Source organism: Natronorubrum halobium (genome assembly GCF_051351675.1).
Taxonomy (GTDB): Archaea; Halobacteriota; Halobacteria; order Halobacteriales; family Natrialbaceae; genus Natronorubrum.
The window spans coordinates 43,797-69,982 of sequence record NZ_CP195597.1 but is presented as its reverse complement, the minus strand read 5'-3'; the positions used below and the strand labels follow the sequence as shown (position 1 = coordinate 69,982).

The 26,186-nt window shown below is 56.8% G+C and carries 32 protein-coding genes; 21 read left to right on the top strand and 11 right to left on the bottom strand.

The window, feature by feature from the left end:
• Positions 1–49: 49 nt before the first annotated feature.
• Entirely contained in the window at positions 50–703 is a 654-nt protein-coding gene (locus ACSFC7_RS27280) for a hypothetical protein (protein ID WP_436348950.1), read from the bottom strand.
• Between ACSFC7_RS27280 and ACSFC7_RS27275 the strand changes: the two genes are divergently transcribed.
• Together ACSFC7_RS27275 and ACSFC7_RS27270 are read left to right on the top strand one after the other, a co-directional pair.
• On the top strand, positions 677–973 hold the full coding sequence (locus ACSFC7_RS27275; RefSeq protein ID WP_436348949.1) for a hypothetical protein: 297 nt from the start codon (positions 677–679) through the stop codon (positions 971–973). The two genes, ACSFC7_RS27280 and ACSFC7_RS27275, sit on opposite strands and share 27 nt — an antisense overlap.
• A gap of 140 nt (positions 974–1,113) precedes the next feature.
• Positions 1,114–1,449: a hypothetical protein gene (locus ACSFC7_RS27270; protein ID WP_436348948.1), complete on the top strand. Its 336-nt coding sequence runs from the start codon at positions 1,114–1,116 to the stop codon at positions 1,447–1,449.
• Between the two features lie 396 nt (positions 1,450–1,845).
• Here ACSFC7_RS27270 and ACSFC7_RS27265 read toward each other — a convergent pair whose 3' ends face one another.
• From ACSFC7_RS27265 to ACSFC7_RS27250, 4 genes are read right to left on the bottom strand one after another with little or no spacing between them, the layout of a single operon-like run.
• Positions 1,846–2,790 carry an ATPase gene (locus tag ACSFC7_RS27265; RefSeq protein WP_436348947.1) on the bottom strand — a complete coding sequence of 315 codons (945 nt, stop codon included), beginning with the start codon at positions 2,788–2,790 and terminating at the stop codon, positions 1,846–1,848.
• Positions 2,791–5,142: a hypothetical protein gene (locus ACSFC7_RS27260; RefSeq protein ID WP_436348946.1), complete on the bottom strand. Its 2,352-nt coding sequence runs from the start codon at positions 5,140–5,142 to the stop codon at positions 2,791–2,793.
• A 12-nt stretch (positions 5,143–5,154) separates the two neighbouring features.
• The gene (locus tag ACSFC7_RS27255) at positions 5,155–7,125 is read right to left on the bottom strand and encodes a hypothetical protein (RefSeq protein WP_436348945.1); all 1,971 of its coding nucleotides are present in this window, start codon (positions 7,123–7,125) and stop codon (positions 5,155–5,157) included.
• Positions 7,125–7,910: a hypothetical protein gene (locus ACSFC7_RS27250; RefSeq protein ID WP_436348944.1), complete on the bottom strand. Its 786-nt coding sequence runs from the start codon at positions 7,908–7,910 to the stop codon at positions 7,125–7,127. The genes ACSFC7_RS27255 and ACSFC7_RS27250 overlap by 1 nt, the downstream gene beginning before the upstream one ends.
• A 138-nt stretch (positions 7,911–8,048) precedes the next feature.
• Here ACSFC7_RS27250 and ACSFC7_RS27245 point away from each other — a divergent pair, with 138 nt between their 5' ends.
• The gene (locus ACSFC7_RS27245) at positions 8,049–8,684 is read left to right on the top strand and encodes an IS6 family transposase (RefSeq protein ID WP_436348543.1); all 636 of its coding nucleotides are present in this window, start codon (positions 8,049–8,051) and stop codon (positions 8,682–8,684) included.
• 248 nt (positions 8,685–8,932) lie between these two features.
• On the opposite strand, the gene ACSFC7_RS27240 is transcribed toward ACSFC7_RS27245, so the two are convergent.
• Positions 8,933–9,904 carry a sensor histidine kinase gene (locus tag ACSFC7_RS27240; RefSeq protein WP_436348942.1) on the bottom strand — a complete coding sequence of 324 codons (972 nt, stop codon included), beginning with the start codon at positions 9,902–9,904 and terminating at the stop codon, positions 8,933–8,935.
• Between the two features lie 151 nt (positions 9,905–10,055).
• Between ACSFC7_RS27240 and ACSFC7_RS27235 the strand changes: the two genes are divergently transcribed.
• Positions 10,056–11,102: a sensor histidine kinase gene (locus ACSFC7_RS27235; protein WP_436348941.1), complete on the top strand. Its 1,047-nt coding sequence runs from the start codon at positions 10,056–10,058 to the stop codon at positions 11,100–11,102.
• A 410-nt stretch (positions 11,103–11,512) separates the two neighbouring features.
• Here ACSFC7_RS27235 and ACSFC7_RS27230 read toward each other — a convergent pair whose 3' ends face one another.
• The 3 genes from ACSFC7_RS27230 to ACSFC7_RS27220 all read right to left on the bottom strand — a co-directional run bounded on the left by ACSFC7_RS27230 (position 11,513) and on the right by ACSFC7_RS27220 (position 16,849).
• The gene (locus ACSFC7_RS27230; protein WP_436348940.1) at positions 11,513–11,800 is read right to left on the bottom strand and encodes a PadR family transcriptional regulator; all 288 of its coding nucleotides are present in this window, start codon (positions 11,798–11,800) and stop codon (positions 11,513–11,515) included.
• 843 nt (positions 11,801–12,643) lie between these two features.
• Complete coding sequence (locus tag ACSFC7_RS27225; RefSeq protein ID WP_436348939.1) at positions 12,644–14,653, bottom strand: ATP-binding protein; 2,010 nt, start codon at positions 14,651–14,653, stop codon at positions 12,644–12,646.
• Positions 14,654–15,586: 933 nt separating this feature from the next.
• On the bottom strand, positions 15,587–16,849 hold the full coding sequence (locus ACSFC7_RS27220; protein WP_436348938.1) for a hypothetical protein: 1,263 nt from the start codon (positions 16,847–16,849) through the stop codon (positions 15,587–15,589).
• Between the two features lie 973 nt (positions 16,850–17,822).
• On the opposite strand from ACSFC7_RS27220, the gene ACSFC7_RS27215 reads away from it, so the two are divergent.
• Entirely contained in the window at positions 17,823–18,110 is a 288-nt protein-coding gene (locus tag ACSFC7_RS27215) for a MarR family transcriptional regulator (RefSeq protein WP_436348937.1), read from the top strand.
• A gap of 141 nt (positions 18,111–18,251) precedes the next feature.
• On the top strand, positions 18,252–18,473 hold the full coding sequence (locus ACSFC7_RS27210; protein ID WP_436348936.1) for a hypothetical protein: 222 nt from the start codon (positions 18,252–18,254) through the stop codon (positions 18,471–18,473).
• Between the two features lie 87 nt (positions 18,474–18,560).
• Here ACSFC7_RS27210 and ACSFC7_RS27205 read toward each other — a convergent pair whose 3' ends face one another.
• On the bottom strand, positions 18,561–18,830 hold the full coding sequence (locus tag ACSFC7_RS27205) for a hypothetical protein (protein ID WP_436348935.1): 270 nt from the start codon (positions 18,828–18,830) through the stop codon (positions 18,561–18,563).
• Positions 18,831–18,993: 163 nt separating this feature from the next.
• Between ACSFC7_RS27205 and ACSFC7_RS27200 the strand changes: the two genes are divergently transcribed.
• From ACSFC7_RS27200 to ACSFC7_RS27165, 8 genes are all read left to right on the top strand, one after another.
• A complete protein-coding gene (locus ACSFC7_RS27200; protein WP_436348933.1) occupies positions 18,994–19,227 on the top strand; it encodes a hypothetical protein in 234 nt (77 codons plus the stop codon).
• Between the two features lies 1 nt (position 19,228).
• On the top strand, positions 19,229–19,633 hold the full coding sequence (locus ACSFC7_RS27195; RefSeq protein WP_436348932.1) for a hypothetical protein: 405 nt from the start codon (positions 19,229–19,231) through the stop codon (positions 19,631–19,633).
• Positions 19,634–19,748: 115 nt separating this feature from the next.
• The gene (locus ACSFC7_RS27190; RefSeq protein ID WP_436348931.1) at positions 19,749–20,003 is read left to right on the top strand and encodes a hypothetical protein; all 255 of its coding nucleotides are present in this window, start codon (positions 19,749–19,751) and stop codon (positions 20,001–20,003) included.
• A complete protein-coding gene (locus ACSFC7_RS27185; protein WP_436348929.1) occupies positions 20,000–20,905 on the top strand; it encodes a DNA polymerase sliding clamp in 906 nt (301 codons plus the stop codon). Before ACSFC7_RS27190 ends, ACSFC7_RS27185 begins: the two co-directional genes overlap by 4 nt.
• Before the next feature lie 2 nt (positions 20,906–20,907).
• Positions 20,908–21,237, top strand: coding sequence for a hypothetical protein (locus ACSFC7_RS27180; RefSeq protein WP_436348928.1), 330 nt, complete (start codon positions 20,908–20,910; stop codon positions 21,235–21,237).
• A complete protein-coding gene (locus tag ACSFC7_RS27175; RefSeq protein ID WP_436348927.1) occupies positions 21,234–21,518 on the top strand; it encodes a hypothetical protein in 285 nt (94 codons plus the stop codon). Before ACSFC7_RS27180 ends, ACSFC7_RS27175 begins: the two co-directional genes overlap by 4 nt.
• Complete coding sequence (locus tag ACSFC7_RS27170; RefSeq protein WP_436348925.1) at positions 21,515–21,796, top strand: hypothetical protein; 282 nt, start codon at positions 21,515–21,517, stop codon at positions 21,794–21,796. Before ACSFC7_RS27175 ends, ACSFC7_RS27170 begins: the two co-directional genes overlap by 4 nt.
• Entirely contained in the window at positions 21,793–22,173 is a 381-nt protein-coding gene (locus tag ACSFC7_RS27165; RefSeq protein WP_436348924.1) for a hypothetical protein, read from the top strand. The genes ACSFC7_RS27170 and ACSFC7_RS27165 overlap by 4 nt, the downstream gene beginning before the upstream one ends.
• 38 nt (positions 22,174–22,211) lie before the next feature.
• Here ACSFC7_RS27165 and ACSFC7_RS27160 read toward each other — a convergent pair whose 3' ends face one another.
• The gene (locus ACSFC7_RS27160; RefSeq protein ID WP_436348923.1) at positions 22,212–22,418 is read right to left on the bottom strand and encodes a hypothetical protein; all 207 of its coding nucleotides are present in this window, start codon (positions 22,416–22,418) and stop codon (positions 22,212–22,214) included.
• Positions 22,419–22,531: 113 nt separating this feature from the next.
• On the opposite strand from ACSFC7_RS27160, the gene ACSFC7_RS27155 reads away from it, so the two are divergent.
• Genes ACSFC7_RS27155 through ACSFC7_RS27125 form a run of 7 tightly spaced genes read left to right on the top strand, consistent with a single transcriptional unit; the run spans position 22,532 to position 26,176 of the window.
• Positions 22,532–23,080 (top strand): hypothetical protein, encoded by a 549-nt coding sequence (locus ACSFC7_RS27155; protein WP_436348922.1) that lies wholly within the window; start codon positions 22,532–22,534, stop codon positions 23,078–23,080.
• Positions 23,073–23,516, top strand: a complete 444-nt coding sequence (locus ACSFC7_RS27150) for a hypothetical protein (protein ID WP_436348921.1) — start codon at positions 23,073–23,075, stop codon at positions 23,514–23,516. The genes ACSFC7_RS27155 and ACSFC7_RS27150 overlap by 8 nt, the downstream gene beginning before the upstream one ends.
• Positions 23,506–24,018: a hypothetical protein gene (locus ACSFC7_RS27145; protein ID WP_436348920.1), complete on the top strand. Its 513-nt coding sequence runs from the start codon at positions 23,506–23,508 to the stop codon at positions 24,016–24,018. Before ACSFC7_RS27150 ends, ACSFC7_RS27145 begins: the two co-directional genes overlap by 11 nt.
• Positions 24,015–24,575, top strand: a complete 561-nt coding sequence (locus ACSFC7_RS27140; protein ID WP_436348918.1) for a hypothetical protein — start codon at positions 24,015–24,017, stop codon at positions 24,573–24,575. Before ACSFC7_RS27145 ends, ACSFC7_RS27140 begins: the two co-directional genes overlap by 4 nt.
• Positions 24,572–25,126, top strand: a complete 555-nt coding sequence (locus ACSFC7_RS27135; RefSeq protein WP_436348917.1) for a hypothetical protein — start codon at positions 24,572–24,574, stop codon at positions 25,124–25,126. The genes ACSFC7_RS27140 and ACSFC7_RS27135 overlap by 4 nt, the downstream gene beginning before the upstream one ends.
• Positions 25,116–25,454 (top strand): hypothetical protein, encoded by a 339-nt coding sequence (locus tag ACSFC7_RS27130; protein ID WP_436348916.1) that lies wholly within the window; start codon positions 25,116–25,118, stop codon positions 25,452–25,454. Before ACSFC7_RS27135 ends, ACSFC7_RS27130 begins: the two co-directional genes overlap by 11 nt.
• A complete protein-coding gene (locus ACSFC7_RS27125) occupies positions 25,451–26,176 on the top strand; it encodes a hypothetical protein (protein WP_436348914.1) in 726 nt (241 codons plus the stop codon). The genes ACSFC7_RS27130 and ACSFC7_RS27125 overlap by 4 nt, the downstream gene beginning before the upstream one ends.
• The last annotated feature ends 10 nt before the right edge of the window (positions 26,177–26,186 follow it).

Sequence of the window (26,186 nt, the reverse complement as noted above, 5' to 3'; positions counted from 1 at the left end):
ACTTCTCAAACTGGCTCAACTAGACAGTGCCGGCCACAGCTACTAATCATCACTCCGACGCTTGGTACCGATCGATCCGGGCTTTGTTCTCGGCGTATGACCGACTCGAGTCGTAGATCGGATCCGTCGGCAACGCGGCGTCGCCCTCTGGCACGGTCGCGACGGGATACTCGGTTTCGGCGAGCACCTCTTGGACCATCGATTCCCACTCGCCGATCGGCGAGTCCTCGTCCATCATGCCGCGAAGGCGCTCGAAGACGTCCGCGACGTCGGCGTACGCTTCGTTGAAGTCCTCGACCCACGCCGCGAGGTCGTCGAGGTCGTCGTTCACGCCGGCGTCGCGAAGCCGCTCGTCGACGATCGTCTCGACGTCGCGTTCCCACTCGTCGCCGCGCCGGTCGTTCTTGTGCGGCAGGTCCAGGTCGGTGTATCGCTCCAGGGCGTCACGGATGATCCGTCGGAACTCGTCGGGATGTTGCTCGAGGGCGTTCAACTCGGTCGCTCCGGCCCCGTGTTCCTGTTCCCACTCGGTGATACGGCGGTTGTAGGCGACGCCACCGGTCCCTGTCGCCGAACTCTCCTCGATGGGCTTTCGCGGAAGCTCGAGATCGTTTATCTGGGCTTTCGTCACGGCCAGCCGTTCGATTACGACCCGCTCCTCGAGATCGCCGCGTTGGTGGAGCCACGCGAGTTTGCCCGCCATGTTCGCCGGCATATCGTAGCCCTTGACGTCGAAATCGGCCAGATAGAGGATGACGGCGGGTTTCCCGGCCTGTTCGATTCGTTGGGCGAGCTCATGAGCGACGGTCAGCGAGAGGTCGCCCTCACCCTCGACGACGACGTTGCAGCCATACTCGGCGGCCAGCCCGCCCCGGCCGCGGATGTAATCGGGGAGCGTCTTCTCGCTCCAGAGTTCGATATGATACGGCGACTGCCGGGCTTCGTCGAACGACAGGTCTTCGCGTGCACGTGACGCGACGCGTTCGGCAGCCCACTCCGAGTACGCTGTCTCGTCAGGATCGAAGACGAGTCCGGCCTGAGCCTTTGGATGAGGGATTGTCGGCGCCGAAACCCCGGTCGAAGCGGGAAGCCCCTCGGGTCTGGCCGGACAGTGTGGTCTCCGTACTCGGTGATCGTCCGCGTATCAGCGCGTTTGTCGATAATCCCGTCCAGCGGGATGTAGCCGAGAATCCGGGCGAGAACGGCACACTCCTCGAGATAGTCATAGCACTTCTGCGTGTTGTCGTACGAGGCCCACGAGCAGTCCGTCGGCGGTTCGACGTCCATATCGTCCATGTAGACGGTGTAGTGGACGCCGCGGACGTGGATCCGGTCACTCTCGCGTTTCTCGACGGCCTTCCGCCAGAGTCGGCCGAACCACTCGGCTTTCGCGTGATCGGCGTCCGTCCCTTTGTACATCGGGTCGCGACGACGGCTCTGAATGAGTAGGTCGTCGACGTCGACACCGTACTCGTCGGCAAGCTGGTTGATCCACTGGCGGATCGATGCCTGGTCTGTGTGCGCGTGGTCGCGATCGTGGCTATCTGGTGGCATTGATGGATTCTCGAGAATGGCGACTGTCGTTCGTATTCGGTACACCCGGTTATTCCGCCCTCTCTGCACACCCCACCCCCTTGGACGCCGTGGCGTCTGTCGGACAGCGACACTGTTTGAGTACAGCAGTACTCTAGTGTGTATGGCGTACCTGTCGCGAACGCGGGGGACACGCCAACAATTTATCGACAATCTTCCTAACGTCCAAGAATAGCGCCTGAGAGCGGCATTTGGTTGTTGGCTCATGCCCGCGACAGGTCGGACAACAGCCAACAATCGGGAGAAAAACAGTTAGATATCGAAGAGTTTCGATCCTTCCTCACCAACGTCGTTTTCATCGATGAGATAGTCGATTTGGTCGTTCACTTCCTCGCGACGGACGCCGTGACCGTCGACCACCGCATCGACGACCGCCGGCCGATCGACGGCCCAGTCGTCGACAGTTTGGATCTGTTCGGTAAGCGCGTCCATAATGAACTCACGGATCTCACTTGCGCCGTAGGTATCGATCTCGGTCCGTTCTTTGATATCGAGGTCGAAAACTTCGATGTACGTCGACAGTGTTGACTCACTCTGACCACCGAACGTTTCGTAAATCCCGTTCAGCGTGACGAGATCGCCTGGACCGACCATATCAACGAGGTCGTTTTTCAGAAAGGCGATCGTGGCCGGTGGATCCTCGAGATTGCTGTCTGGCGGGATAATGACGACCTTCTGCAAGTCAACGAGTTCGGACTGCTCTCTGTTGAACCGGAAGCCGGGTTTTGACTGCTCACACCCCATGCATTCGCTCGGCTTCATGAGGTCGCCATAGCTTTGGGGCATTCGCGTCAGCGTTCCACACCGCGGACACTCGAAGGCAGCTTCCTCGGCGTACGGTTTCACGCCATCCATATCGACGACCTTCCCGCGGACTGAGAGTAGCTTTCCGAGTTGACGTGTTCGGTACTTCCCGACTCGGACGGTCTGTTGGTCGGGGAGATTGTAGACGCGGATGTTCACTCCGAGGAGCGAGGCATCCTCGAGACGATTCAGTGCATTCGTCGCGAATTGGCGCATTCGAGCGGGCTTACGCAGAACTTCGTCGGCGACAGAGCCATCCCACGCCTCGAGATCGTGCCAATCGATTCGAAGCGAGCGTTCGTCGGGATACGCGTCGTCAAGCCGTTGGACCTCGTTTTGATACGGACCGGTGAGAAAATCGGTAAACGCCTCGAGTGGGTCGTTGTAGGACATCTATTTCAGTTCCTCCATGACGACGTCCCACGCAATCTCAGTCGCTCGCTTCCCAACCGGCGTGAGCTCGTAGTACTTCCCGTTTTGCATGATGCACTTCTCGAGACTGTTGCTTTTCCTAAGGTGAGTCGCGAGCGTACTGCGCGACCAGTCGATATGATCCGCGATATCTTGTTGGCTGGTTAGATCGTCGTGTTCGCCGACGACTCGGCAAGTCCCGACGAGTTGTTCCCGCGTTGGTGCTTCTTTCGAAAGCCACGGAGCGATCGATTCGGGAATATTGTATTGTTCGATGGTTTCGGAGACTGTTGTATCGCGGTCTTGCTGTTGCAAAGAGAGTTCACGCTGCCGGTCTCCGAATCCGGTCGGCTGCAACGAGAGATCCGATTCGACTGGATACTCTCGGCGGCGCTCAAGTGCCGAATCGATCGCTTCCTGGTCGACGTCTCCCGGCTCGAGGCCGTTCTCGAAGTCTTCGGGGACCAAGTGCCACGTCCCGATTTCAGGGACCGACCCATCGGTAACAACGGTGTTCTCCACAAGATTCACCCAGTACTCGGACTCGGCGTGTTTCGAGCGCCACCCGTCGTATTCGCTTTCACGAACGCGAGCGCCCCACGCAACGCCGTACCGGTCGAGCCAGTGGCGGTCACCGAGTCCGAGCCCACACGGTGCGCCGCGGAACTCGAGGGGCCAGTAGGCTTCCCCGGCGGCAAGGACCATTCCCTGTCCGATATCGAACTCCGAGAGCTGGTTCATCTGCTCGTGGCTGAAATTGTACGAGCGGTCCAGCGTCTCAATTTCTTCCTCGCCGAGTCGGAGGAGGATCTTCGTCGCCATATTCGACCGGACCGGCTTGTACACGTCGTTCAATTTCTGTGTCGAGCCGAGCATCAAGATTCGGCGGCTGCCACCCTGCGTTGAGAGGAAGAATATGGTTTGCCGGAGGGTCTTGATGGTCTCTTTGTACCGGACGTCTGCCAGCTTACTCGGTGCGATATTCTTCAACTCGCGGATCTCGAGACAGACACGTGGAAGACGCATATCTCCATCGCGGGCTTGATAAATAAGGCGCAACCAGAGGTCCATAATCGTGTATTTCAGCGCCTCTTGCCCTTGTGTAAGGAAGTTACAGCACAGTACGGAGGCCTGTTCCTGATTTGCAATCACCGACTCCATGTCGATGTTCGTCTCTGCTCGAGGTGACGCGACTAATCCCTCGCCAGCGAGGTGGGCGAGTCGCTGCGCAGCCTTATTCAGCGCGTCCTCGGCCTCCATATGATACTGAACACTTTTGGACTCAACTGAATCGTCGCCCTTCTCCACCCATTCGATCGTCGCGTCCATCTCCTTGGCGTAGACCTGAAGCCGGGAGACTAACTCGGTCACCTCGCTGGTGCGCTCGAGAGTCTTATCCAGCGCCTGTTTGATCCGTTGCTCAGTGTTCGCGTCGGATTTAGTGATTCCAGCGAGACGGAGAATCAGGTGCGGCGTGAGGTCGTCGATACCGATCGTGAACGGGCGGAAGTTCGCCGGAAGCTTCGACGGAATGCCGTCCATAGCGGGCACCATGATTTCGGCGTCGAACGCTTCCGGCTCCTGTCCCATGCGCTCGAGGTTATCCTGGATCGCGTCCTCGTCGTTGGGAATCGAGAGCATCGGCGTTTCCATCCGTCCATCGTCGAGGATGCTGAAATACGAGTAGTTGTGCTCGCTCCAGAGGTTCATCCCGATACTGGTTATCGTCGAGTCCTTGCCCGACCGCGGGAGTGCGACCGCGAGAATGTGGTCACACGACGAGTGAGTGATTTCGACAGCACGATCTTCGAGGTCGGCAGCGTCGTCAGCCCCGATACGACGTCGGCCGATCGGCGTTGCCGTCTCGACGTTGCTCTGCCGTCCCTGTTCGTTTAGCGTCTCGAGTCTGACCGGTGCGTACTGGGTCAAATCGGAAAACGCTTCGACGTAGCCAAGCCCTTTCGCAACGGCGACGAGCGTTTCGAACCACGTTGGTGCGTCGATATCTTGACCGTTCTTGAACCTGCGGTGAATCTGGTTGAATCGGTACAGGACAACTGAGTCGACCGAGCCACCACCGGTTCCGGTTGGACGGTTCGGGTCGTGCCAGAGATAGAGGTGTAGCTCCTCGAGTAACCCCTCGGTTCGATGATCTGCCTCGGCATCGCCAACGATCGCGCTTTCGACGTCGCGGATCAATTCGCGGACGTAAGCCTCGGTATTCAGCGTCTCTTTCCGACGGCGTTGTTCGATTCGGTCGGAGAGTTTGTTTCTGACTGCGATTCGCGTTTCGGTGTCGTCACTCGGTTGGTGTAGGCTGTGTTCTGAACTCATTGTTGTGAGGTTTCAATCGGCTGGTTCGCGATTCTCTGGTCGGACGAACGGGGCCGGCTTCGTCGAGACATCCACATCTGGAGCCTTGTACCGGGTATTCAGCGCCTGTTTTCCGAACAACGAGGAGAACTCCCCGCGTAGTTGCGCCACGTTCGGCGGGAGCGGTTCGTCGCCGAGTGAGACGGCGGTGATATCGCGCTCCTCCCCGTGTTCGGTGTCTTTGATCGTGACTGGCGTCTCGACGAGCGCGTGTGCTTGGACGAGATCGGCGTACACCTCACGAACGAGGCTGGGGTCACGACCGCGGCCGATGAACAGCAAGCCCCATGCAACGTACCGACGGTCGTACTCGACGACGTCTTGGATCAACAGGTCTCGAGGTATGAGCCCCTCCGACGTGTTAGCGATGCCGTTGACGAGTTGGTCCATGATCGCTGCCTTCTCACGCTCTTCTTTCCACGCCTCGAGCATCGGGATATACCGCTTCAGGAGGTAGGCGTTCTTTTCTTCGAGCGCCGGCGCCGGCTGGCGCCCCTCGAGCCGATCGATCGCGCGGTCGGCGAGTGTTCGGGCGAGCTCGTACTTGTCCTCACTCGCGTACGTTTTCCCATCGTGATAGCCGAAGTACATCGTCGTCTCTGGCACGTCGACGGTCTTCGTGAGGATCGCCAGGTCGGTCCACTGTGTTGGTTCGTTCTCGTCACGCAGGGCCCGCAGCCGGCGGCGGTGGCGGAGGTCGACCGCCCAGTAGTAGCCGCCACCGACGAACACCGAGACGGCGAGAATGACCGGCAGATACCATGGCTGGACCCAAATCTGAACCCAGAGCATGATGGTGACGAACGCCAACAGCGCTGGGACCAGAAACCGCCAGAGGACGCCGTTCAGATCGATCGCCGACGCTAACTCGAGTCGGAATAACCGGTACTGAGTCCAGAAATCCGGGTCCGAGTCCGCGTTCTGATCCGAACCACCCTCCGTATCGTCGGTCGGTGGGCTCACATCGATCGGCTCTGACTCCACGGCTGGGAGCTGGCCCGCGGCTTCGCGACCGGACGTCTCGCGTGTCTCGCTCGCGACGCTCGAGGCGGCTTCGTCACCGTTACCCGACTCCTCAGGTGGGGAGAACGTCGGGTTTGCGTGTCCCGTGCCGTCGAATGCGTTGACGAGCCATGATGCAATCTCGGAGGCACTGTCACCACTCTGAACGAGCACGCGCTCACACGAGTCGAGATCCGGCTGTTTCGCTTCCTCTGCGAGCCGTCGGACTGTGTTGTACCTGTATCCGGAGGTGCTGGCCGTTACGCGAGCGAGCAACCGGTCACCGAAGAACAACAGTGATCGAAACAGCAGGGCGATCACGAGTACCCACACCCACGAGTTCCCGGCCAGTCCGAAGATCGTGGAAATGACCGGCGCCGACGACGCGGAGGTCTCGACGCCACGGTAGATCAGCGCAAACAGCCCGATTCCGGCGACCAGTCCACTACTTACGACGACCAGTAGTTCTAAGCGTGCCGTGTTCGGGTGTGAGCCACCCATCAACGCGCCGACGACCGTCTGCTTGAGTCGATAGCGGACCATCGTTGCGAATCCGCGAACTCGAGCTATCAGCCACAGGATAGCGGCGAACAACGGGTTGAAGAGCCCTCGTACACCACTTTGAAGGCGCTCCCTGAGAGTCGCGTCCGGATCGGTGTCTTCGCCGTCAGCTTGCTCGAAGGGATCTGAGTCGTCCATCGGTTTGTCGGCCGTTTCGTCGCCGGTCTCCCGTTGTTCCGTCTCTTCGGACGACGCCTGTGTCTCAGGTTCGTTGCTGTCAAACACGTCCTCGAGGTCGTCTTCGATGTCGGCTACATCGTCATCGGGCCTGACGCGGAGTTCATCGGGGTCGGGACCTCTAGCTGTTGCCAGCCAAAGCGTGATTCCAACGAGCGTCACCGCCATCGCGACGCCGATCGCGGCGTACAGTGGATCGATCATTAGTCATCCCCCACGCCCGGGAGCGACCCGGTGAGTTGCGTCTCCTGTCGCTCAATATCGTCTAACATGGTCTCGAGGTCGTCTCTCGTATTCCGGTACTGCGAACCGAGTTGATGCTCCGTCTCCATCCACTTGACCGACTCGAGCAGGTGGTTCAGGACCTGTCTCTCGTGTGGGATATGTCGAAGCACGGGTTCGAGCCACGTTCCATGCAGATCATCGGTATCGAGGTCGTCGACGCCGTGGTGGATCTGCTCGAGGCCGTCTTTGGTCGATCGCGCTTCGCCCGCTGCAGCGAGATGAGCGAGTTGCGCAGGCGATTTCACGCCGAATGCGTCCTCGTAGTAATCGGCGAACGTGCCGATCGCCGGGACTTCCGAGAGGTGTTCGTCGTCAGCCGTCCGCTTGGCTTTGTGACGGCCGATCTCGAGACGGTCGAGTTTCTGCCGGTAGCGCCCGGCCATCGAGGAGAGTGCATCCGCGAGTTCGCCGTGTTTCGACCGACGTCGCCACATCGCGAGTGCGGCCAGCGATAGGCCGATGATGATGTTCAGCGGGTTCATGACACCGGCCATGAGCCACGCGATCGTCTGTGCGGCACGCTCGGTGAGGAACCCGTCGACGAGTCGCGCCTGGTCGTCGATGAACGTGAGGAACTCCTCTGTCGATTCAGGATCGGTATCGTACCCCCACTCCTCCGCGAACTCTTGGAGTGTGTCGATTGCACCCCGCCATTCTTCGAGTTCGGCCGCTGCGACGCTTTGTTCGGTTGCACCCGCGTACAACTCGAGCGTTTTCGAGCTCTCGTCTTCGAAGAACAGTTCGAGTTCGTACAGCGACTGTTCACCGCTTGGGGCAGCGTCTGGTGGGCGCTGTTTCGTTAAGCGTGAAAAGTGAGGCGGTACGATTTTGTGGTGTGCTCTATGCCAAAAATCGACCGCCTCAGTGGATGTAGCGACTGGATCGATTTGAGTTTTGTGGAGCGAGAGCGGACACCGCGTCAGCTAATGGAGCTGGGTATTCGCCTCCATCTTGCTGGTCTCTCGCTTTCGAATACCGTTCGAGAATTAGAGAAATTCGGTGTCGAACGGAGTCGCAAGGCAGTCCACGATTGGGTCCACAAGTGCGATCTACAGCCGGCGGATGACGAGAAGCCGAATCACGTTGCGCTCGACGAGACGGTGATTCAACTTGATGAACATCGGTATTGGCTGTACACTGCTGTCGACCCGAAAACGAACAACATCCTCCATATTCGGCTGTATTCGACGACTACGACCGCGTTGACAGAGCGGTTCCTGCAGGAACTCACTGAGAAACATGACCTCGATGATGCCGTGTTTCTCGTCGATGGAGCAAAACATCTACAGACTGCACTCCGCCGATCTGGGCTCCGATTTCGATACGAAAAGCATGGAAATCGGAACGCCGCTGAACGTGTCTTTCGTGAGATAAAACGACGTACCTCTTCGTTCTCAAACTGCTTCAGTCACGCAAAACCATCAACAGCAGAGTCGTGGCTCCAAGCCTTCGCCGTCTGCCACAATGCTACAAACTAAACACGACCTTGCAACGCTGTCCATAGCTATTTAGGGCGCGGACTATTACAGTAACACGATCACAATGAGTGCTGAAAGCCGCGAGAAGGCCCGCGAAAAAGGTCTCAAAAGCGGAAAAGGGTCGCAGCTTCTGTCGCGACTCCTCGGGCGTGAAACGACAGAGCAAGACGACGACGAATAGCGTCTTTTTGTTTTAGCTTGGCGTGGGCGATAGAGACGCGATAGGCACCAGAGGATTCGTCGGTTCGTTATTGGAATTCGAACCGAGCGCCTCCCTCTGCCGATTCCGTAAGAGAGGCATCGAAATCATGATCAGCGGCGATGCGGCTCACGATTGTCAGTCCGACTCCACTCCCACTGTACCCAGTCGTGAATCCGTGTTCAAATACCTTCTCTCGTGTTTCTGGTGGAATCCCCGTTCCAGTATCCTCAACATAGAATCCGTCACCAAGAGGACCGGCTCGGACAGTTACATCCAGTCCACCATGACCGACTGCATTCCGGAATAGGTTCTCGAAAAGTGCTTGCAATTGGCTCTTATCGCCGTTGATAGTACAATCCTCAGTTTCGAGGGATGCTGACTGGGTGTCGATAAGTTGCCATGCATCACGTGCGACCTCAGTGAGTGAAATGGGTTCGTGGTTTTTTGACGAGCTGCTGGCTCGAGCGAGCGCTGTGAGATCGACGATAAGATCCTCTAGTCGTTCCAGTGCATTCTCGACGCCATCCAAATACACGTCATCACCTGTCTCACGATATTGCTCGAGTTCGCCAACTGCAATCGCTAATGGATTCTGGAGGTCGTGAGAGACCATGCTCGCAAATTGGTCGAGACGCTTATTTTGGTCGGCGAGTTCCGCTGCTGTCTCGCGGGCCTCAGTTACATCTTGTGTGACCAAAATTCCGTATGGCTCATCAGCAATACGTACCGATCTCGTCTCGATGTGGTGAATTCGACCTTGGCATTCTGTATCAAATGATCGAGACTCCCCATCAATTGTAGCTCGAAGATTGGGTTTGAGTACGGTAACCGTTTCTGCAGGGAAAAGCTCGTCAACCTGTTTGCCGACCATCTCCATTGACGTTCTCCCTGAAAATGGGTGCGTCTCGGGACCAACAATACGATAGTAAAGATCAGCATCAAATAATACTAAAATCCCGTTTGGGAAGTTTTCAATCAGAGTCTGGTTACCTTGTGGCGGAGGATTTATATTTTGCATGAGTATCTCTATCGTACTACAAACAATTTTTCAGTGGTTAAAGGTATTGGCTCGGACTTGGAAGTGAAATTTTCATATAATAAGGGAGGACCAATAGGCAACCACTTCCTCAGTTCGTGGGTTTATATAAGTTTAATTACTGGTGAGTGATATGCCCGATACAAAGAACATCGAATTACCGACGATTTTCGATGATCTGAAAGTGGGAATCACGTTGCATGAGCCAGAAACAGGTAGAATACTTGATGTGAATACGCGGCTGGAACAGTTATACGGCTATAGCCGATCAGAGCTGCGAGAAATGGAGGTTGGGGATTATACAGTTTCCACGAAAAGGTTCACACAGGACGAAGCACTTGATCGAATTCAGGCGGCCGCTGACGGGGACGAACAAACATTCGAATGGCAAATCGAACGTGCTACTGGCGAGTTCGTTTGGGTTCGTGTTCGTCTCAAGCGCACTACGATCGATTGCACTACATGTGTCCTTGCAGAGATTCGGGATATCACTGAATACAAGGCTCGAGAGCGTCGACTGCGCCTCCTTAATCGAGTCGTCCGACATAACTTACGAAATGAGACAAATATTCTCATCGGGTATGCCGATCGTCTCAAAAGTACGATCGAAGAAAAGACACAGAAAGAGGAACTGGAAACCATCTTGGAGATCGCCACGGAGATTGGTGCGTTGAGCGACTCGATCCGTCAGGTCGAGGAGATTGCGGAACCCGACGCAACAGAGCGGTCAATTACAAAGCTCAGAAGACTAGTCGAGGAAGTCGCCACGGAGATTCGATCCGAATTTCCAGAGGCCGAGCTGACTGTCGATATACAAACGGACATTTTCGTGAACGCCGATAGGGGGCTCCGCTATGCTACTAAGCACGCTCTCGAAAATGCAATTTCCCACAGTGACGATGATGCCCCCTCTGTCGAAGTATTAGTCACCAAAGAGCCCGATACAGATCAAGGGGAGATTCAAATCGTCGATACTAATCCAGCCATTCCAGACGTCGAAATTGACGTTCTCAAAGACGATGTAATGACGAGTACCACCTACCACGGGTCTGGTGTTGGCCTTTGGGTGATGCAATGGTGTGTCGACTCTCTCGGTGGTGAACTCATCTTCAAGGAGAATTCTCCGCAAGGAAATATTGTACGTTTTTTACTACCCCAGGCCGATTTCTGTGTACGGTAAGAAGTTCTGTTCCCCCTTTACCTATGCTGATCTCTTCGAGCTTCGGTCTCTACAGCGGAGTTCTACTGCCTCAGAAGACGTCGGTGATAGGCCGACGTCGGAGCTCCCCATCCGCTGGTGGTGTGTCAACCGGACGGGTCGATCAGAGATCAGGCGTCAGTGGCTATTGACGTTGGAACGATCTCGACCGGTGACGGTGGGTTTCGAATGTCTCACGTCGAACGGAACCTGTCGGCAACGACAGTACTCCTCACCCCCCGCTAGGTAGGCCATTCGAGCAGAGCTGATTAAGCTTACTGGCCGCCAGAGGACTTCTTTCGGGGGTTTTGCCGGTAGTATTGAATCGCTCAATTAGAGTTGAGATTCGCCTCGAGTCCAGCAATCCGAAACTGTTACGCGGGCAAGATGGTTTACTCTGAGAGCAGCTCGTCGACATACCGATTTTCCCATCCTCGACGCGCGTCGAGTTCGCGCCGTCCACGGGCGGTCAATGTATAGAAATTTGTTCGTCGATCTACTTCGCCTTTTTCGACGAGGCCCTTGTCAACGATCGTGTCGAGGTTCGGATAGAGCCGTCCGTGATGGATCTCGTTTTCGTAATAGTTCTCGAGTTCGTCTTTGATTGCAAGACCGTGTGGTTCCTCTTGACCGGCGATCGTATACAGCAAGTCACGCTGAAAGCCAGTTAAATCGTACATATCTGTTCGTTGTTCTATCAATATATAAGAATACCGGGTCTGTGTCATCAATCCGGTGTATACCGGCGTGAAAAGGAGCCAGTTTGTAGAGGTTCCGTAGTCTTGCGTGTTGGCTATGAGTAGCATTGCAAGCTATGAAGAAATGCATTCCACGAGGACGACCGACAATCTCATCAAACGTCACGGAAAGAAGCGCGGGCGGACCTACGCGTCCGCGCTCGAGAACGGTCTATCGAACTAACGGAACCCAGTCGGGGTGTCTGCTTCGTTGTCGCTGTGAACGGTTGTCTGGACGGTGTGTTGGGTCTCTGCAGTCGTTGTTGGGTGGGTTGGAAACTCTGTAACGGAACGGGATGCAAACAGTGTTGGAATGGGCTGCAAACGGTGTACAGGCTGTCTGGAAACACTGAATGGTGTCGGAACCGGGTTTTGTGGGGCGCAAGTATCGGAACACGGACTCCGCTATCCGTTCTTTATCCGATTAGCAGGATTTGGTAGAGATGGGGCTGATCGGTGTGACACTGGAAACGGTGTGAAAAACGCCCTGAAGCCCGCGGTTGACACACCTGACCACGACGGGGCAACCTTACAAGGTCCCCAGGAAAGGTCAGCACAACACCCCTTAAGTGTGTACGTCGCTCTAACCTGGGGACTATCTCGGGTGGGCGTACCTGTACGAATGAGAAGGACTGTGTTAAGTTTGTCTATCCTGTGGGATAATCTAAGTGAATGCTGAGAATTCAGTCTGAATACCAATATTTACTTCCAGATTTTAGTCTTCAGAGGGTCGCCAGCAAGTCGTAGTGGATGTCAGATAAGTTGGTAGAACCAGCCGATACTATCCTATGCAGCGGGTAACGTAAACGAGAAAGTCGTTCCGTTGCCGGGATTGGAATCAACCCAAATCTCACCCCGATGACGCTCAATGATCCGCCTACAAATGGCGAGACCAATCCCAGTCCCGCTACCATCGCTCCTGCTGTGCGCTTGTTGAAATACTTGGAAAACTCGATCCTGATCGTCTGGATCAATCCCGACACCCTCATCACGCACTGATATCATCCATTTTGCACCGTTCCACTGTGCTAAAACGTGAACTTCAGGTGTATTGTCGCCACTGTATTCGATCGCGTTATCCAACAGATTTTGAAACACTTGGCGTATCTGGTCGGGGTCGCCTTTGATACGAGGAAGCGAGTCAGCTGTAATCGTTGCATCATTGGCTGCAATCATAACTTGGAGATCGTCACGAACGTCTTTGAGAACCTCTTCCAGATCGACCGGCTCTAAGGGATCACCTTGTGTCTCAACACGAGAGTACGTGAGTAACCCGTCGATCATTGACCGCATCCGTTCAGCGCCATCAATAGCAAACTCCAGAAATTCCTCGCCGTCCTCGTCGAACTCTTCACCGTATCGGCTTTCGATGAGTTGCAGGTATGAAGAAACCATCCGAAGCGGTTCCTGCAAATCGTGTGAAGCAGCATAGGCGAACTGCTCTAACCGCTCGTTCGACGCTTCGAGTTCCTGTTGGTACTGGTGGCGTTCAATCGCTTCCGCAAGGACGTTTGCGACGCTCTGAACAAAGCTTACGTCCTCCTCAGTGAATACGCGACCGTCAGTATCGTGTACCCCTAAGATACCCCACGGATCGTCGAACGGCCCGATGACGGTGCTGATACCGCTGCGGACATCATGGTTTGTCAGTAACTCAGGTCCGCTAAATCGTGTTTCCGTCTCGAGGTCTTCAACGACTATCGGGTGATCGTTTGCTAACGTGTATGCAGCCTGCGATTCATCGTCAACGGATGAAACCGATGTCTCCCCAACGAGTCCGTCATCCCATCCAACTCCCTGTCGGAGCAGGAGGTCTTCACCCTCCTCGTTCAAGTCGAGTACTTTGCAATATTCGGCATCGAGGGCATTCGCGACTTTCTGAACGACTTCATGCATGAACTCATCAAGATCGTCAGCTTCGAGAGCCGCTTGTCCAAGGTCAGCAACAACTTGTTGCTGACGGGCTCGCTGTGAGAGTTGTTCCTCTCGCGCTTTTCGGTCGGATACGTTTCGACCAATGCCGGCAAGCACTGTTTCACCGTCCGGATTGTCGAGTGTTGAGGCGGCAAACTCATAGGGAATGGACGAACCATCCTTGGTGAGTATTTCGGACTCAATCTGCAGACCTCCTGTTTCGAATCCCAACTCAATTACCTCGGAGATTTGCTCCTGATTGTCCTCCTCAAAGAGTTCCACAGCGTGCATTGACGCGATTTCTGAATCGGTATAGCCCGTTATCTCGCAAAGACTTCCGTTCCACCGATGGAGCGTGCCGTCAGCCTCGAGTACGTAGAAAATGTCGTGAATCGCATCCAAAATATCATCTGTGTACTCTCGGTATCGTTCGAGCTGGTGATTTGAGGCTTCAAGTTGATCCACCGCTTTTTCGAGTTCTGTCTGTGCTTGATGGAGATCGTGGTTGCGAGCTTCGACTTCATGTGTTCGTGTCTTGGCTCGCCCATCGTTGATGCCTACAGCGAACCCTGCAACGCTAGCTAATGCAGTCAAGACTGGCGGAGCTCTCGTAGAAACACTTTCTCCAGGCTGGAGGTGGTATATTACAAGGAGGCAGACCATTAGTCCGAATCCAGCGAAACACCAGCCAGCGATATCAGGATAAAATTCCGAATTGATATCGGCTCGAGAGAGCCAATAAACACCATATACAAGGAAAAAGCCCGGTATACCGACTAATAGAGTAATGACAAGAATGTTCACACCCGGTTCCCCTTGATCAATCTCAAAAAGCGCACGTCCAGCGGCAAATACAAGATACAGCCCACCGAGAAGACCCATAGCGCGTCTCGGACCAACGCTGGACAGCAGGCGTCTCCAAGGCAACATTTGGATGATTAAGGAGTATGGCCGTAATGGGTCTTACGTTAGACATTGGCATCCTGTTTCCACCAAATGCGTAGAAATGTCTGATAGCAGAGACAGGACAATGGGAACTCGAGGATATCTTTTTGTTCAATGGTTGCGCTGCGAACGTCCAAGCGGGGGTGAGAGACGCACGAGTACGAGTGTCCAACCGCGACAGAGGATTCGACAGGGTGAGTGTGCCGAGACGTGTGATGCCGAAGAGATACGGACTCGAGGAAGAGGACATCCAGGGATCAGACCTTACTAGGGATGGTTTCACATACCATGTTCACTTTCTGTCGAAACTCTTAAATACTGTAACGTTTTACTAGACCGTAGTAGACCTTTTGAGGCAAGGTGAAGGGGAACGTAGCCGTAGCCGGGCTCTCTGCCCCGTCTCCTTTCATTTCTCTCCACTGCTGTTATTCGCGTAGTAGTACTGCTGTATCGATGGTCTGGGTGTCTCTGTACCCCTCCCGGACACTCGAGTAGGATCGGTCGAAAAAGAAAAGATCCGGGCATTGTACAGTGCCTAATCTCTCGAGACGTTGTTAATCGCCATACGGCGCGGAGGTACTCGCTAACCTCGAAATCAAGAGGCGGCAATATTCGCAACACGGAGGCGGCATCTTTCCGAAGGTTTCGACACCTCTCGAAAATCAGAGAGGTTTTGGGGACTAAAGTCGGCGCTCATCGGTCGCTCACAGCTCGAGATCGAGTCGATTACCACGATCGTCGCTCGAGGACGGGATCAAATCGTGACGATCGGTCCAAAACAGTGGTTCCAGGGGTGATTCAAAGGTCAGAAACGCACGCAGAACAGAGCTTCAGCTATCCGCCAGGGCTATCACGTGGGTCGGATCGACGCTACAGTTTCTCCGAAACGGCAGCGATCTGGGCTTCCGGACTGAGCGGCGTCTCGCATTGGGTCACCCACTTCACGACTGGTTGGCTTGGTCGATCGGCGTTGATCTGTTTCCAGTCATCCCCGGTCGACACTTCGTCGGTGAGCACATCACCGTCCTCGAGATCGAGTTTCGCGTTCGCAACGGCGAAGCGAGCCCACTGGTTCACACGAACGTACTCTTGGAGCAGTTCGTTGTACATCTTTGCGGCGGCAACCCGTGCGTTCGGGAAGTCACCGATCGAGCGCTCCATCTCCTCGAGTCGATCACTCCAGGTCTCGTCGGACGTGATGGCCTGCAAGAACCCGAGCTTCTGGCGGAAGTCCGCTAAGTCCTCGAGCCACTGGGTGGCGTCCTCTTTCACTGCGATACCGGTCTGCTGGACGTGCTCTCGCGGATCGAGCACCCACGTCTTGTCGACGAGATCGGCGATCGTCTCTTCGACTTCGGTCGCGAACAGTTCGGCGGCGGCTTCCTCGGACGTGTAGTACTCGTCACGCAGCGGATCTGGGTGCGGAATCAGGTATCCGAGTTCGTCGACGAGCAGTTCCTTGTACGTCTCTTTCTTGTACCGCTTCCCGGCGTCGGTGTTCGCGCGGTTGATCTGGTGGTCGGTGTACTTCAAAATCATTCCTTCGACGAGCGTCTCCGGAACGACGCCGCCTTTCGAGCGGAGCAGCCCCATCAGAATCTTCGCGACGGTCGTCTGACTCGCTCGGAGCGCATACTCGTCGTGATCGTAGGTGCCGTCCGGGGCGACATCGACTTGCCCGCCCGTACGCACGCGATCTTCGTGGATCTCGAGGTCGTCGTTCCAGTGGCGTTCGACCGACTCTTTCAGTTCCGTCCAGGTGAGCTCGGTGCCAGCTTGGGACAGATCCTGTGGCGTGTAGGTCGGCGTGTAACTCGACGGTGTCGATCGGGACGCCACACCGCCGTCTGAAACGGGAACCTGTGCTGGTCCGTCACCGTCCATCTTGTACTCGTCGGGGACGTCCTCGGGATCAAGTTCACCGCGGATCAGTGCTTCCGTGTCGACGTCGGGACGATCAAGTGCAGCGGGGTGGATGTCACCGAAAAAGTTCCGGTAGGTTTCCCACGCGATCAGGCGATTGGCACCTGCTTTCGAGCAGTCGTAGACGTCACCGAGTTTTTCGAAGACTTCGTACTCGAAATCGTTGACTGCAGTCGTGATGTTCGTCTCTCGAGTAGCGTCTTTATTCATCGCCGGTCACCTCCACTGTCTGGTGGCGGCGATCTGGATCAGTACCAGTGCGGCGGTCCGGCGAGCGGGCGATCGTAGTTACGGCGCGTGACTTCTGAGTCGGCTTCTGAATGTTTGATGTAAACATTATAGGGGTGTTGTGCGTAGTTTTTGATGAGCGAGCGACGATTTGTGACGTGAAAAAACGTCAGGTGGGCGGCGGCGGTGGGCCAGCTCGCCCAACGGTCCACGTAGGCCGGAACACCTGTCGGCTTTGGAGGCCGATCGATGACAGAACCGCATGACTACACAGGAATTGGAACCTGTCTAGAGCACAAAACTTATGCCACGCGGACGCGTACGTGTGAACGTCGTTGTGAGACTCACTTGGTGGCAGGCTCGTGTCTGTCATTGTTAAGGGGTGTTGTCTGACAACCGGTCGGCCATTCGGGATCGGCCCGACGTGATCGACTTCTGCGCTATAACAGAAGACCGACGAGCGGAGCCGTTCTCGAGTGCAACCGAAACCGGTTGGGCGACGTACGTATTTCGTATACCCAGAACCACAGGCCCGCTGATATTTAGGTCTGTCGTCGCATTGAATGGTACTGTGTAGGGGAAGGTTACTTAAGTCAACCAGACCGAAACTGCCGCGAGGGTTGGCGACACCAAGGTTTTTGGCGGTTGCGCCAGTAGAATGAGCCGGACACGCGGCACTCACGATGGGCGTTCCGTCCGTCGGAGCGTGCGTGTTCTGATGTGACATTCGTAAGGGGTCCCGGACTGGTTCAGGCAGTTCGGGTTTTTCGAAGGGCAACGTGTTGAGCAGTCGTTAGGCCAGTCATACAACCCCCGGCACTTATAGCTTCCTCAATGCCCACTTAGGTTCATATCGGTATTCCAACATCAGAATACGCTGGTTTTGCTGCTTTTCTGCCGAATCCTCTCTGCACGCAATAAGGATTATAGCCGTTCGGTGAGACTGCCGAGATACATGGATGCTGCGGATATAGAGCGTGCCGACTGGATGGCGGCCGTTGATTTGAAAATTCTCGCCTACTACTACAACCGCAGTCGGGACATATATGGTCCGTCTACGGTCGCGAAGAACATCCGGCGAACGGACGGCGAATCCTACAATGCCGATTACATCAACCAGCGGATGCTGACCCTCGCCGACGCTGATCTACTCGAGAAACTCGAGCGGGGCGAGTATCGAATCTCCGAGACCGGGATCGAGTACGTCGAAGGCGAGGTCGGGCCGGACGAGCTGCCCGACTAGAACTCACTCACTCCGTCGAAATTCACAGCGTTTGATACAAACGACGTGCGAAATATAGGCACAACACACATTGATCAGCATAGGGGAGTATTCGTCGCTTCCCTACGAAACGTTTTCCGCGACCAATCCCCTAGCACAGGTATGTCGACGACCGTTACAACACCTGACGCAAAAGAGGCGTGTACATACTGTGAGTCGCGTATCTTCGACCACGAGCCCATTTGTGTCCGCGATTGTGACGACGACTGTGGGTCACCCCTATACTTCTGTAACTACGCCTGTCTCTCAGCGTATATCGACGAGAACGGCCTTACCACAGGAAATGCGTGCGAGTGGAATCCCAATGAAAGCGACTGTTGCTAATCGACGGAATCGGTGAATCTGCGCTCTGTATCCAACACGTCTGTTGAAACCTATCACTCCTTGAGGGTTTCAACAGGACCAACCCACTCACTCCGAATCGTCCAACTGCTCTTTCACGTCCTCGAGTTCGCGCTCGAGACGATCGACACGCTCGACCAGCGATTCTTCGCACACTTCGGTCTGGAGAATATCGAAGAGTTCGGGGTCGTGTTCGCGTAGTAATCGGGCGTCGTCTCGCATTCGTCGCTCTAGTTTTTGTTTGACTCGAGATCGGTGCGTAGAGCGTGTATCGTCGTCGACGCTCTCGTCGCCGCGAATTGCGGCCCGCTCGCCGTCGGTAAGTAAAGCCCGTCGCATAGATTGTGTTTGCGTTTTCGTCACCGTATGCGTTCGCATTAACGGAATACAGTGACTAAACGGTACTGGTGTTCAGCACCGTATTCGGTGAAACCAAAACAAATATGTTGATGGGGACTAGAGTTATGGGTAACTCGCGGCACCCCCGCGATGGTGACCACCTATGCCGAGAAACCCACTACCGGAAACGGTCAAACGGGCGAATCGGGCGGACGAACAACTCGCTGACGCCGACCTGGGCTCGAGCGACGAGTCCGACCAGCGCCCGGCACTCGAGGCGCTCACACTCGAACAGCCGAACGCGAATGCGCTGTGTCTGGCCGAAGCCGGCCACGATGGGGCCGCGTGGATCGAAGCCGACGCGAACGCCGTCGTCGATCTACACGAGGTGGCCTGAGATGTCCGTTCAGGCGGATTTTGATAGCTTCGGACTGGAGGATACCGAGACGCGGTCGTACGATCCCGACAAGCTATCGGCCGACAACGAGGACTACCAGCATTCGGGCGTCCTCGATTACTTCCACAACGAGCGCGGGATGGCGGCCGAGCGTATCGCTCGCGAGGTCTTCGACGGCAAGGTGTCCGGCGAGACGATTCGCCACTGGCTCGTCGAACACGGCCTGAAAGCCCCGGCTGGAACACTCCTGAGCCGCTCTGGACACACGGGGGCGTCACCGATGGTCCTACTCGGTGAGTTGGCACGCGAAAATGGCGACTCGATGCTCGAAACCCCACTGGGTGATCTCCTCGAGCGATACGCCGACGAAGTCTCGCATCGGTCGACGTTGACCAACGAAGGTTGATAGGTTAGGAGTCCGAACAATCGGCGACAACGTGCGCGACGGTCTCACATGACAGTGTGACGCGGTTCGATCCCGCGGCGTACCTTCCGTGCCAAAACGGCACAACACCCCTGCTATGGACGCAACACAGGCAGCAGTCGACCGAGCGATCGGCGACTGTACGACCGAGATGGATAGTGATAGCGACCAGCCAACCGACCTGCAGAACGTCTCGCCCGATAGCGATCGGTTCGCCGTCGACGCGGACGACGAGGCGATCGAACCGCTCGAGCTCCCCGAGGACTGGACCGAGACCGACCTCACAGACGAGTCGGTCGAAATCGATGGTATCGACAACGCCGCCGAAATCGAGGAGGTCGATCTCGAATGAGCACCGAGTCCAAAGCCGACGAGACGCAGTCCGTCGACGAACCAGAGCCAGAACCGCAGCCGGAAGCTGAAGAGAAAGAAGAGGAAGCCGACCCAACGCCGGATCTCACGACCGAGAGTGGCGGGTTCGCGTGCAAGGCGACTGCAGGCGACCTGCTCGCGTTTTTCGAGCAGTACACCCCGATTCTCGACGAGATGAAACTCCACCTCGAGTCCGACGGCCTGGAAGGGCGCGGCGTCGATCCCGCGAACGTCGGGATGGTCGACGAGCGACTCGACGCGGCCGCGTTCGACCACTACTCGAGTACGGGCGGACTGATCGGTCTGGATCTCTCCCGGATCACGGATATCCTGAGTCTCGGCGAGTCCCGAGACCCGGTGTCGTTGGAACTCGATCAGGAGACGCGCAAACTCGAGATCGTCATCGACGGGCTCGAGTACACACTCGCACTGATCGATCCCGATAGCATCCGGCAGGAACCGGACATCCCGGATCTCGAGTTGCCCGCGTCGGTGACACTCGAGGGCAAGGACATCCACCGAGCGGTCAAAGCCGCCGATATGGTCTCCGATCACATGCGATTCGAGACCCGGCAGAACGACGCCGGGGAGGACGCGTTCGTCGTCAGCGCCGAGGGCGATACCGATGATGTCGTTCTCGATCTCACGCGTGAGGACGTGATCGACCTCGAGATGGGCGACGGCGACGCGCTGTTCTCGCTGGACTACCTCAAGGATCTCTCGAAGGAGATCCCGGCGAACGCAGAGGTGACCCTTGACCTCGGCAATGAGATGCCGGTGTTCATCCAGTTCGAGCATATCGAGGACGACGACGAAGAGGGAGACGACACGTTCCACGGCGAAGTCACGCAAATGCTCGCGCCGCGTATCTCGAGTGACTGACCATGTCGGGTACACAGCACTCGGGTGAGACAGAGCGATCCGCCGATGAGTGGGAAGCGTATCTCGAGGCAAACCCTGACGAAGTGTTGCTGTTCGTCGACGCGAACTACGAGATTCACACGTTCGAGCACGAACCAGAAAAAGGCGAGTTGTCGTTCGTTCGGGGTGGCAGTCACGGATACGACTACGACGGTTCCCGTGCTGCGCTCGAGTCGTTCGCCGCCGACGATTCGGATATCCACAAGCTGGTTCCTCGAGACGAGGAATACGCCGAACGAAAGCGACTCGTCGACGGCGAGTTCGACAACCCGCAGGAGTGGGTGGAAGCATGACGGCGACCGATTCAGAGCGTGAACTGACGCTCACAGGTGTCGGCAGTGATCAGCGACGGACGCTGTTGGACGCGGCCGGTAACGACCCACACGACTTCGGGATCCGAACGACGATCGATGTAACGTCAGTCACTGAGGATAACGTCGGTGATCTGCTCGATGCACTGCTCGAGGTTCAACAGGAGATGGCCGATTACGGGGCCTACGACGAAGCAGAAGCAGCATCGAGAACGTACGACATGATTCGTGAGCAGGCGAGAGCGGAGGGGTTGGTCAAATGACCGGCGCTGAATCGGCCGACTCCGAAGACAGACTGCTCGAGGAAGAGTGGCCCTACGAACACGTCGAACCGGGCGAGGTCGAACGGAATCTCTCCTACCAGGAGGCGAAGGCGCTCCGACAGGAACTCGAGGACCTCCGCTCGACGGTCGACGACTGGGCGTGTGATGAGTGCGAAGAACGGAAATCGGTCTGCTATCATCCAGCGTCCGACCAGAACCGCTGCCGGGTCTGTGCCGGCTTCGAGGACCCAGACGCAGACATGGAGACCGAATCATGAGCTCGGGATCAGCCGATCACCGACTCTCGGCGGGCGTCCGCGTCGAGTTCCAGACGGTGGATTCGACAACCCCCAACCGTGGTCGGATCACGGAGATCGACGGCCACCAGCTCCTGATCAACTGGGCCGACGAGACCGAGTGGATCGACCAGGAACAGATCACGTCGATTCTCGAGCGTAACCAGCACACCGAGCGGATGTCTCGCGAGGACGTCCCCGAAAAGCCGGGCTACGAACTCGAGATCGACGAAAACGTCGACGCTTCGCTGGCGGACGCGCTCAAGACGGCCGCGGTCGCGAACGAGGGATACCTCGAGGCCCTACTCGCTGCGGAGTTAGCGTCGTTCCGGCTTGAACGAGGTGCGTACGACAGATGAGTGACTCGAGCGGCAACGCTGTGGACGGGACTGAGCGATTAGGAATCGTACGCGATGTGCTCAACAGCGAGGACCAGTCTGTAGAACAGATATATCACGATCGCCGTAACAGCGAGAGGAACCCACAGGGACCAAATTGCCCAATTCCCGAGTATGATGCCAGAGAGAAGACCAAGTACGATGAGTCCACCTACGATATATCCAATAACGGGCTCTGCGTCTCTAACATCCTGATTGGGAGGCATACAGCCCTTTTCCAATCGAGTTGTCAAAAATGTTCCTGCAATTCTAGACGTAGAATCTTCGGTAGAGGACGATCACTACACACGGCCACTGACGGCAACGGAGGCGATTCGTGATGCCGTCGGACAGAACTGAGCGGGTCGGATGCTATCGATGGAAGCGCGAGGGTTGCGAGGACACGTTCTGGTCCGAGTATCCTGCCACAACAGAGCAATTTGAGAAAAGCGAGGCTACGATCCTCTTTTGGGATGTAGTCACAGAAATGGGGGGAATCAGAATGAACACAGACGGGACTGAGCGATGGTGGAGCGACAAAACACCATCTCTGAGGGAGCGTATCGGAGCACTGACGAACGTGTTCCTATCGGGTCGTTTCGAGCACGAACTTCGATCTGCGGTGGCTGCACGACCCCGAACGAGACCGATGGGGGAAGACAATTTCGTCGGCATCGATCTGTACAAAATCTGGTTCGTTCTACACCACGACGAGCACGGTGACGACCGGACAACGAACCTCTACATCCGGAAAATCGGAGATACGTATGCGAACATAGATCGAATCCACGAGTCAAGCATTCAGGCAGGATTGTTGCCTCTCCAGAACGACGACTGGCAGTACCTACAACCGGACATGGAGCAGTCGGACGGTGACCTCGATGGATAAACCAATCCCCCGACCCGACGCCGATCGACGCGACCGGCTTCCACCTGAAGAAGCCCGTGCGAACAAGTACACAGCACTCGAGAACGGTGCGACGATGGGGACGGTCTGCGAGTACCAGGTTGACGACTGGTCGTGGGTCATCATCACCGACGTTCCCGAGAAAACGTGGGGCGACATCTTCGACGAGAACGACGACCGAGCAGACGAGAATGTCGTCCGATTCCTGAACCTCGAGAAACTCACCGACGACGAGTTCGGACTGTTCGAGGGCTGTATCGGCTGCTACGAACACGTCGACACCGCACGACAGTTCACCGATCACGACGGCGCTGGCAACCTCATGCGTCTGTCGGACTTCCTCGAGAAATTCAAGCCACTCGGACCGCTCCACCCCGAGCACAGGTCTACACCCGGAGGTGACGACCGTGGCGACTAACACTCGGTCCCGTACTCGAGACGACGAGTCCGAAAACGTGTTCGATGATCCGATGATGACGCCGCCCACGACCAACGCCGAAACTGGTACGTGGGACGATTCCGGATCGATCCGCGGCTGGACGTTCCGGTTGAAGCAGAACCAAGCGCAACTCCTCGATCTCGTGCTTGAGGACAAGTGGACAGCACACGATTTCACGTGCCTGCTGATCCGCGTGACCGAATACTTCGAGCGCGGCCGGCACACCCAGACTGAACCGGATCACGGTGAAGGCGAGACGTACTACCGCGGCTACGTGCACGCGCCGAATGTCGACTCGTTCTCTAAAGGCTACTGTGGAACGTATATCGTCGACTGCCATCCAGACGACGGCTGGTTCGTGTGGGACGAACGGAGCTGGTCAAACCGACCAGGATACACACAGTCCATGCAAGAATCGGCCCGCGGGAAGACTGAACGGCTCGCAGAGGGGCTGGCAAAACGGCAGCGAGGAGAGCTATGAACTCCGACAAAGCGGCCGACGTTCGGGATTCGATCAATCGACTCCCCTGTGTCGCTCACGACGCCGAACCCAGCCGGAACTACGCCAACGGGACGACGACAATCACGAATCGCGGCGAGGAGTGGACGCATACAGGCAAGTGTGTGGATCTGGATGACTTCCAGTTCCGACCGGCGACGATCAACGAAGCCGCACAGATTTCGTTCGACGGCGGTGACCGACGACCCTGTTTCGAAGTGATCCTCGAGCCGCTGGCACTTCCGACGCGACCATTACCGACGATTTCCGTCCCACCTGCGGTGGTCCACGAAATCGCAAAGCACGGGTGCCGACTCCGAGTGACAGCCGGTTACCGCGGTCGTCACACTCCGGGGATGCTCCGAGTTCGTGACGATTTCACGTACGACCGAACGTCGAATACAGGCGACGACGAGTGCGAATCGTGTGGCTGCAATCGATTCCGACTCCACGATGGCGTGCCGGAGTGTGAACGCTGTGGGAAGCACCGCGGGGAACGAACAGCACCTTCGGAACCGACACTTGAGGATTACGCATGACCGACGATCTCGACTACGAGTACGCCGTCCACAGACCGGACTCTATCGGTGAGACGACCTTCGACACTCGTCACGAGACAATCGGCCACGCGGCGATACTCTCCCGATACACCGACTCAGCGGACGAGTTCGAAGTGTTCGCCCGCCGGAAGACTCGAGAACCAATGACGAACGACGCACTGTGGCGAGCCCGGATCACCGACAAGGGCGGCGACGAGTGGGACCACGTCGGGTGGACGCTGCTGTACGAAACGCGGTCGTTCGCGACCGAGGCGGCCTATCGGTATATGCTGATGAACCATCTCGACGACGTGTCCGTCTCGAGTATGCCCTGGTACGGTGAGGACTACCGGCAGGTCGGGGCGCTCAAGGGCGGGTCTGACGATCAGTTCCCGATCTACGTCGGCTTCGACGAGGACGGCCAGCCGCTGGAACACGACGCGAACCAACTGCAGTACGCCCACCACGTCACGAACACGGCGCTGAATCGGTTCGATCGACAGGAGCAAGAGCCAGAGCCAGAACCGGAGGTAGCTGAACATGCCGAGTAGTGAAAACGACGACAGAAAACGCGAGCGCACGCTCGAGGACGTACTCGAGAACCCAGCCGACGACCTCGAGTCGACGGTCTTCCTCTGGCTCACTCCCGAGGATATGGACGACTCGATACTCGCCGTTCGACGAGCGTCCCTGGTATCACTAGTCGCTCGCGACGCGGACCGACTTCTCGTTGAAGTGCGGGAAGGCGAAGACGTCGAGTCACTGATCGAGTTCGAAGGCCGGGAGAACGTCGAACTGGCCTACGGGAGTCGGTATTCAACCCGTGGCGCGAATCTTTTCGAACGCGTACGAATCGCGGAGCGTGATCTCGAGCGATGAGCACCGATACGACACCGACCACGACGACCACAGAGGGCGAATCGAACATCCATCACATCGTCGTCTCTGGACGGAACGTCGAGCCACTGCTTCCGATCACGAAAGAGCGCGTGCCTGCAGATCGCGTGCGCCTGTACCCGCTCGCGACCGGCGACACCAACGAGACCGCGGAGACGGTCGCAGAGTACGAACGGATCACCGACCTCGTAGGCCTCGAGACGACCGTCACCGACCCACTCGAGAACTTCCGAAAGCTCTACACTGAGACGTTCGTGGCCCTCCGGGACGACCTTGAGCGCGGGCACGACGCGTGGGTGAACGTCGCGGGCGTCGCGAACCCGACCGGCTTCGCACCGATCACAGCAGCGACGTCGCTGGTCCTCTCGAGTACGGTCGATCCGAACCAGATTCACGTCTACGCGTCCGATGACGACGGGCAACCGTGGACGATCCCGACGGCGGTGCAAGCGCCCTCAAGTGACCTTGGCGAACAGATCCTCGAGACGATCACGCACGAGAATCCGGATTCGGTGACCGCCGTCGCCCGCTCACTCAGTGGCAATGACGACGGCCTCGATGGGTCGTTCCGGAGCAAAGTCCAGTACAACGCCGGACTACTCGAGGAGCGCGGACTGGTTCGGATGGTCGATGACGGCTACCGGAAACAGCCGGAACTCACGGCAGCCGGTGAACTGCATCTCGAGGCGCAAAGGAAGCAATAAACCGAGAGAT

What these genes read in the sequence shown, in the direction of transcription:
- ACSFC7_RS27175 (WP_436348927.1), top strand. Translation starts at nt 21,234, where the DNA reads ATGACGGCGACCGATTCAGAGCGTGAACTGACGCTCACAGGTGTCGGC.
- ACSFC7_RS27160 (WP_436348923.1), bottom strand. Translation starts at nt 22,418, where the DNA reads ATGCCTCCCAATCAGGATGTTAGAGACGCAGAGCCCGTTATTGGATAT.
- ACSFC7_RS27135 (WP_436348917.1), top strand. Translation starts at nt 24,572, where the DNA reads ATGACCGACGATCTCGACTACGAGTACGCCGTCCACAGACCGGACTCT.
- ACSFC7_RS27130 (WP_436348916.1), top strand. Translation starts at nt 25,116, where the DNA reads ATGCCGAGTAGTGAAAACGACGACAGAAAACGCGAGCGCACGCTCGAG.
- ACSFC7_RS27170 (WP_436348925.1), top strand. Translation starts at nt 21,515, where the DNA reads ATGACCGGCGCTGAATCGGCCGACTCCGAAGACAGACTGCTCGAGGAA.
- ACSFC7_RS27265 (WP_436348947.1), bottom strand. Translation starts at nt 2,790, where the DNA reads ATGTCCTACAACGACCCACTCGAGGCGTTTACCGATTTTCTCACCGGT.
- ACSFC7_RS27245 (WP_436348543.1), top strand. Translation starts at nt 8,049, where the DNA reads ATGCCAAAAATCGACCGCCTCAGTGGATGTAGCGACTGGATCGATTTG.
- ACSFC7_RS27235 (WP_436348941.1), top strand. Translation starts at nt 10,056, where the DNA reads ATGCCCGATACAAAGAACATCGAATTACCGACGATTTTCGATGATCTG.
- ACSFC7_RS27165 (WP_436348924.1), top strand. Translation starts at nt 21,793, where the DNA reads ATGAGCTCGGGATCAGCCGATCACCGACTCTCGGCGGGCGTCCGCGTC.
- ACSFC7_RS27140 (WP_436348918.1), top strand. Translation starts at nt 24,015, where the DNA reads ATGAACTCCGACAAAGCGGCCGACGTTCGGGATTCGATCAATCGACTC.
- ACSFC7_RS27215 (WP_436348937.1), top strand. Translation starts at nt 17,823, where the DNA reads ATGGATGCTGCGGATATAGAGCGTGCCGACTGGATGGCGGCCGTTGAT.
- ACSFC7_RS27200 (WP_436348933.1), top strand. Translation starts at nt 18,994, where the DNA reads ATGCCGAGAAACCCACTACCGGAAACGGTCAAACGGGCGAATCGGGCG.
- ACSFC7_RS27210 (WP_436348936.1), top strand. Translation starts at nt 18,252, where the DNA reads ATGTCGACGACCGTTACAACACCTGACGCAAAAGAGGCGTGTACATAC.
- ACSFC7_RS27230 (WP_436348940.1), bottom strand. Translation starts at nt 11,800, where the DNA reads ATGTACGATTTAACTGGCTTTCAGCGTGACTTGCTGTATACGATCGCC.
- ACSFC7_RS27125 (WP_436348914.1), top strand. Translation starts at nt 25,451, where the DNA reads ATGAGCACCGATACGACACCGACCACGACGACCACAGAGGGCGAATCG.
- ACSFC7_RS27180 (WP_436348928.1), top strand. Translation starts at nt 20,908, where the DNA reads ATGTCGGGTACACAGCACTCGGGTGAGACAGAGCGATCCGCCGATGAG.
- ACSFC7_RS27220 (WP_436348938.1), bottom strand. Translation starts at nt 16,849, where the DNA reads ATGAATAAAGACGCTACTCGAGAGACGAACATCACGACTGCAGTCAAC.
- ACSFC7_RS27195 (WP_436348932.1), top strand. Translation starts at nt 19,229, where the DNA reads ATGTCCGTTCAGGCGGATTTTGATAGCTTCGGACTGGAGGATACCGAG.
- ACSFC7_RS27225 (WP_436348939.1), bottom strand. Translation starts at nt 14,653, where the DNA reads ATGGGTCTTCTCGGTGGGCTGTATCTTGTATTTGCCGCTGGACGTGCG.
- ACSFC7_RS27280 (WP_436348950.1), bottom strand. Translation starts at nt 703, where the DNA reads ATGGCGGGCAAACTCGCGTGGCTCCACCAACGCGGCGATCTCGAGGAG.
- ACSFC7_RS27205 (WP_436348935.1), bottom strand. Translation starts at nt 18,830, where the DNA reads ATGCGACGGGCTTTACTTACCGACGGCGAGCGGGCCGCAATTCGCGGC.
- ACSFC7_RS27150 (WP_436348921.1), top strand. Translation starts at nt 23,073, where the DNA reads ATGGATAAACCAATCCCCCGACCCGACGCCGATCGACGCGACCGGCTT.
- ACSFC7_RS27260 (WP_436348946.1), bottom strand. Translation starts at nt 5,142, where the DNA reads ATGAGTTCAGAACACAGCCTACACCAACCGAGTGACGACACCGAAACG.
- ACSFC7_RS27185 (WP_436348929.1), top strand. Translation starts at nt 20,000, where the DNA reads ATGAGCACCGAGTCCAAAGCCGACGAGACGCAGTCCGTCGACGAACCA.
- ACSFC7_RS27255 (WP_436348945.1), bottom strand. Translation starts at nt 7,125, where the DNA reads ATGATCGATCCACTGTACGCCGCGATCGGCGTCGCGATGGCGGTGACG.
- ACSFC7_RS27155 (WP_436348922.1), top strand. Translation starts at nt 22,532, where the DNA reads ATGCCGTCGGACAGAACTGAGCGGGTCGGATGCTATCGATGGAAGCGC.
- ACSFC7_RS27190 (WP_436348931.1), top strand. Translation starts at nt 19,749, where the DNA reads ATGGACGCAACACAGGCAGCAGTCGACCGAGCGATCGGCGACTGTACG.
- ACSFC7_RS27240 (WP_436348942.1), bottom strand. Translation starts at nt 9,904, where the DNA reads ATGCAAAATATAAATCCTCCGCCACAAGGTAACCAGACTCTGATTGAA.